The sequence below is a fragment of the Kitasatospora sp. NPDC058965 genome, from assembly GCF_042741245.1.
Taxonomy (GTDB): domain Bacteria; phylum Actinomycetota; class Actinomycetes; order Streptomycetales; family Streptomycetaceae; genus Kitasatospora.
Map to the genome: position 1 here is coordinate 1 of NZ_JBHYKG010000472.1, position 4,777 is coordinate 4,777.

5 protein-coding genes are annotated in these 4,777 nt (G+C 73.7%); all 5 read left to right on the plus strand.

Annotation, left to right across the window (positions count from 1 at the left end):
• The coding region (locus ACFW1A_RS38720; protein WP_380418076.1) for a nuclear transport factor 2 family protein at positions 1 to 396 on the plus strand (396 nt) is incomplete at its 5' end.
• Positions 397 to 566: 170 nt separating this feature from the next.
• Positions 567 to 2,219 carry an ABC transporter substrate-binding protein gene (locus tag ACFW1A_RS38725; RefSeq protein ID WP_380418078.1) on the plus strand — a complete coding sequence of 551 codons (1,653 nt, stop codon included), beginning with the start codon at positions 567 to 569 and terminating at the stop codon, positions 2,217 to 2,219.
• 1 nt (position 2,220) lies between these two features.
• A complete protein-coding gene (locus tag ACFW1A_RS38730; RefSeq protein ID WP_380418080.1) occupies positions 2,221 to 3,159 on the plus strand; it encodes an ABC transporter permease in 939 nt (312 codons plus the stop codon).
• A 4-nt stretch (positions 3,160 to 3,163) separates the two neighbouring features.
• Positions 3,164 to 4,015, plus strand: a complete 852-nt coding sequence (locus tag ACFW1A_RS38735) for an ABC transporter permease (RefSeq protein WP_380418082.1) — start codon at positions 3,164 to 3,166, stop codon at positions 4,013 to 4,015.
• Positions 4,012 to 4,777 (plus strand): ABC transporter ATP-binding protein (locus ACFW1A_RS38740; protein WP_380418084.1); only part of this gene is annotated, 766 nt, incomplete at its 3' end. The genes ACFW1A_RS38735 and ACFW1A_RS38740, both read left to right, overlap by 4 nt.

Genomic DNA, 4,777 nt, shown 5'->3' on the forward strand with positions numbered 1-4,777 from the left:
GACCCCACCCCTGCCCTGACCCTGGACGACACCGAGCAGCTGCGCCAGCTGCTGGCCCGCTTCTCGCACGCCTTCGACAATGCCGACCCGGACGCGCTCGGCACCGTCTTCGCCCCCGACGCGGTGATCGAACTGGCCCGCAACGGCGCCGTGTTCACCGGCCTGGCCGAGATCCGGGCGTTCAGCGCCGACCTCGGCCCCAGCTCGCCGGACCACCAGACCCTGGACTGGGTGCCCGGTGTCGACCCGGACGGCACGGTCCGCGGCCGCAGCCGGTACCTGGCGATCCTGCCCGACGGCAGCGTGCACAACGGCGACTACCACGACGTCTACCGGCGAACCCCGGCCGGCTGGCGGATCGCCCACCGCCGCTCGGTGCCGCGCTACCCGCTCTGACGCCGCGTCGCCGCTGCGGCGGCACGCGCCCACGCGTGCAGGTCGGTGCTAAGGGGTCCGCTAGGGGTTGCCTAGGGGTCACCCGGCCCGGACCGGCCGATAGCTTCACCGGCGTTCCCGCAGCTCAGACTGCTGATCCGGCCCTCAGACCGTGCCCTGGAGTGACCGCCATGCCCCGAACCGGACCCCGTCCCGCCCCCGCCGTCGCCGCCGTCGCCGCCGCGGTCCTGCTGCTCGCCGCCTGCGGCGCCGGCGGGGCCGGGACGGCGAGCGACGCCGCCGGCAAGCCCGTCAGCGGCGGTTCGCTGACCTATGCCACCGACGTGGAGCCGATCTCCTTCGACATCCACGTGAGCCAGCAGGACATCACCGGCGCGATCCAGCGCAACGTCTTCGACTCGCTGGTCCACCAGGACGCCACCGGGGTCTTCCAGCCCTGGCTGGCCACCTCCTGGGAGCTGTCGGCAGACAAGAAGAGCTACACCTTCCACCTGCGCGAGGGGGTCAAGTTCACCGACGGGACCCCGTTCGACGCCGAGGCGGTCAAGGTGAACTTCGACCGGATCGTGGCCAAGGACACCAAGTCGCAGTACGCGGCCAGCCTGCTGGGCCCGTACACCGGGACCGAGGTGATCGACCCGCACACCGTCAAGGTGAACTTCTCCGAGCCGTTCGTCCCGTTCCTGCAGGCCGCCAGCACCCCCTACCTGGGCTTCTACTCGCCCAAGACGATCAAGGAGAACGGGCCCAGGCTCGGCGCCGGCGGCCCGGCCGACGTCGGCACCGGCCCGTTCGTCTTCACCAGCTACACCAAGGGCCAGAGCGTGGTGCTCACCCGCAACCCCGACTACGACTGGGCGCCCGAGGGCGACCACCAGGGCCCCGCCTACCTGGACAAGCTCACCATCCGCTTCCTCACCGAGGACTCGGTCCGGATCGGCGCGCTGAACAGCGGACAGCTCCAGGTCGCCGACCCCGTCCCGCCCGCCGACGTCAAGACGGTGCAGGCCGACCCGCGACTGAAGACGCTGAGCACCGACGCACCCGGCGCCAACTACGCGCTGGTGCTCAACACCAGCAAGGCCCCGCTGGACGACCTGAAGGTGCGGCAGGCGGTGCAGCGCGGCATCGACCTGGACACCGACGTCAAGAGCGTCTACTTCGGTGTCTACAAGCGCGCCTGGAGCCCGATCGCCCCCACCACCCCCGACTACGACAAGGCCCTGGAGGGCAGCTGGCCGTACGACCCGGCCGCCGCGAACAAGGCGCTGGACGACGCCGGCTGGACCGGCCGGGACGGCGACGGCTACCGCACCAAGAACGGCCAGCGGCTCACCCTGGAGTGGCCGCTGCCGCCGCAGGAGTACGTCCGCGAGCAGCGCGACACGCTCGGCCAGGCGATCCAGGCCGACCTGAAGAAGATCGGCATCGAGGTCACCCGACCCCGCCAGGACATCGGCACCTACATCGCCAACGTGTACGGCGGCAAGGAGCACATCGCCGACTACAGCTGGGCCAGGTTCGACCCCGACGTGCTGCGGCTGTACTTCAACAGCGCCAGCCAGCCCGCCAAGGGCGGCCAGAACGCCACCTTCTACCAGGACGCCCAGCTGGACGAGTGGACCAACACCGGCAAGGGCACCCTGGACGGCACCGTCCGCCAGGACGTGTACGAGAAGACCCAGCAGCGGGCCGTCGACCTGGCGCTGATCGTCCCGTTGTACGTGCGCACCGACACGGTCGGCTACAGCAGCCAGGTGCACGGCCTCAAGGCCGACCCCAACACCTGGCTGGACTTCCACGACACCTGGCTCGGCAAGTGACATGACGGTGCGTCAGATCTTCGCCGCCGCACTGCGCCGGCTGCTCGGGGCCGCAGCGGTGCTGCTGGGCGCCGCCACCGTCGCCTTCGCCGCGCTGCACCTGCTCCCCGGCGACCCGGTCACCGTGATGCTCGGACCGGGCAGCGCCGCCACCCCCGAGGTGAAGGCGCAGCTGCGGGCCCAGTTCGGGCTCGACCGGCCGCTGCCGGAGCAGTACCTGCACTACCTGGGCCGGCTGGCCACCGGGGACCTCGGCCAGTCCTACCAACTGCAGCGGCCGGTGCTCGACCTGATCGGCGAGCAGCTCTGGCCCACCGTCCAACTCGCCCTGGCCGCCCTGGTGCTGGCCGTCGCCCTGGCCCTGGTCGCGGCCCTGGCGACGGCCGGGCGGCGGCCCGCCCTGCGGGCCGCCAGCTCACTCGTGGAACTGCTCGCGGTCTCCAGCCCGTCCTACTGGACCGGGATCCTGCTGCTCACCGCCTTCTCCTTCCAGCTGCGGCTCTTCCCGGTCGCCGGGGACCAGGACGCCGCCGCCCTGGTGCTGCCCGCGGTGACCCTGGCGCTGCCGTTGGCCGGAGTCCTGGCCCAGGTGCTCCGGGAGGGGCTGGAGACCGCGCTGCAGCAGCCGTTCGCCCTCACCGCACGGGCCCGCGGGCTCGGCGCCGCGGCGCTGCTGCTGCGGCACGGGCTGCGCCACGCGGCCGCCTCGGCGGTCACCCTGACCGGGTGGCTGACCGGCTCGCTGCTCGGCGGCGCGGTGCTGGTGGAGACGGTCTTCGGCCGGCCCGGCATCGGTGCGCTCAGCCTGCAGGGCACCACCAACAAGGACATGCCGCTGGTGATCGGCCTGGTGCTGCTCTCCGCCCTGGTCTACGTCCTCGTCTCGACCCTGGTCGACCTGCTCTACCTCGTCATCGACCCTCGCTTGCGGACCGGGTGACCCCATGGCCCAACTCGCCCTCGCCCGACCGGTCCCGCGCCGCCTGCGGGCGGTCGGCCCGACCCTGCCGGCGGCCGGCGCCCTGCTGGTGCTGCTGGCCCTGGCCGCGCTCTGGCCCCAACTACTGACCCACGCCTCGCCGGTGGCCACCGACCCGGCCGCCGCGCTGACCCCGCCGAGCGGCGCCCACTGGTTCGGCACCGACCAGCTGGGCCGCGACCTGTACGCCCGGGTGCTCTACGGCGCCCGGCCCTCGCTGCTCCTCGGCCTGGGTGCCACCGCCTTCGCGGTGGTCGGCGGGACCGTGCTGGGCCTGGCGGCCGCACTCGGCGGCCGCCTCGCCGACCAGGTGCTGATGCGCGCGGCCGACGTGCTGCTCGCGCTGCCGCCCGTGTTGCTCGCCCTGCTGGCCGTCACCGTGCTCGGCAGCGGCGCGGTCAACGTGATGCTCGCCATCGCGATCGCCACCGCGCCCGGGTACGCGCGGATCGTCCGGGCCGAGACGCTGGTGGTGCGCCGCTCCGGCTACGTGGAGGCCGCCGTCGGGCTCGGGGTGCCGCGCCCGCTGGTGGTGCTGCGGCACGTGCTCCCCAACGCGGTCGGGCCGATGCTGGTGCTGGCCACCATCGGCTTCGGCGGCGCGCTGATCGCCGCCTCCGGACTCAGCTTCCTGGGCCTCGGGCCGCAGCCGCCCTCGCCCGAGTGGGGCGCGATGCTCTCGCAGGGCCGCAGCTTCCTGCAGACCGCCTGGTGGATCGGGGTCTTCCCGGGTGCCGCGATCACGCTGAGCGCCCTCACCGTCAACCTCGTCGGCCGCCGCCTGCAGCGCCGCTTCACCCGGAGGACCGCCCGATGACCCTGCTCACCGTGGACGGCCTGGACGTGCGGTTCGGCGCGGTCCGGGCCGTCCGGGAGGTGTCCTTCACCCTGGACCGGGGCGAATGCCTGGCGGTGGTCGGCGAGTCCGGCTCCGGCAAGAGCGTCACCGCGCGGACCCTGGTCGGGCTCACCGGGGCCGGCGCCGCGGTCACCGCCGCGGAGCTCTCGTTCGACGGCCAGGACCTGCGCGCGCTGGGCGAGGCGGGCTGGCGCGAGGTGCGGGGCCGGCGGATCGGCCTGGTGCTGCAGGACGCGCTGGTCTCGCTGGACCCGCTGCGCCGGGTCGGGTCGGAGGTCGCCGAACCGCTGCTGGTGCACCGGCTGGCGGACCGTCGGGCGGCGGTGGAGCGGGTCCGGGACCTGCTCGAGCGGGTCGGCGTCCCGGAGCCGGACCGCCGGGCCGCGCAGTACCCCCACCAGCTCTCCGGGGGCCTGCGGCAGCGGGCGCTGATCGCTGCCGCGCTGGCCGCCGAACCCGACCTGCTGATCGCCGACGAGCCGACCACCGCGCTCGACGTCACGGTCCAGGCCCAAGTGCTCGACCTGCTGGCCGAGTTGCGCGGGCAGGGCACGGGTCTGCTGCTGATCAGCCACGACCTGTCGGTGGTGGCCCGGCTCGCCGACCGGGTGGCGGTGATGTTCGGCGGGCGGATCGTGGAGACCGGGCCCACCGAGCGGCTGCTGGCCGAGCCCCGACACCCCTACACCCGCGCCCTGTTGGCGGCGGTGCCCGGGGCGG

What these genes read in the sequence shown, in the direction of transcription:
- ACFW1A_RS38735 (WP_380418082.1), top strand. Translation starts at nt 3,164, where the DNA reads ATGGCCCAACTCGCCCTCGCCCGACCGGTCCCGCGCCGCCTGCGGGCG.
- ACFW1A_RS38725 (WP_380418078.1), top strand. Translation starts at nt 567, where the DNA reads ATGCCCCGAACCGGACCCCGTCCCGCCCCCGCCGTCGCCGCCGTCGCC.
- ACFW1A_RS38730 (WP_380418080.1), top strand. Translation starts at nt 2,221, where the DNA reads ATGACGGTGCGTCAGATCTTCGCCGCCGCACTGCGCCGGCTGCTCGGG.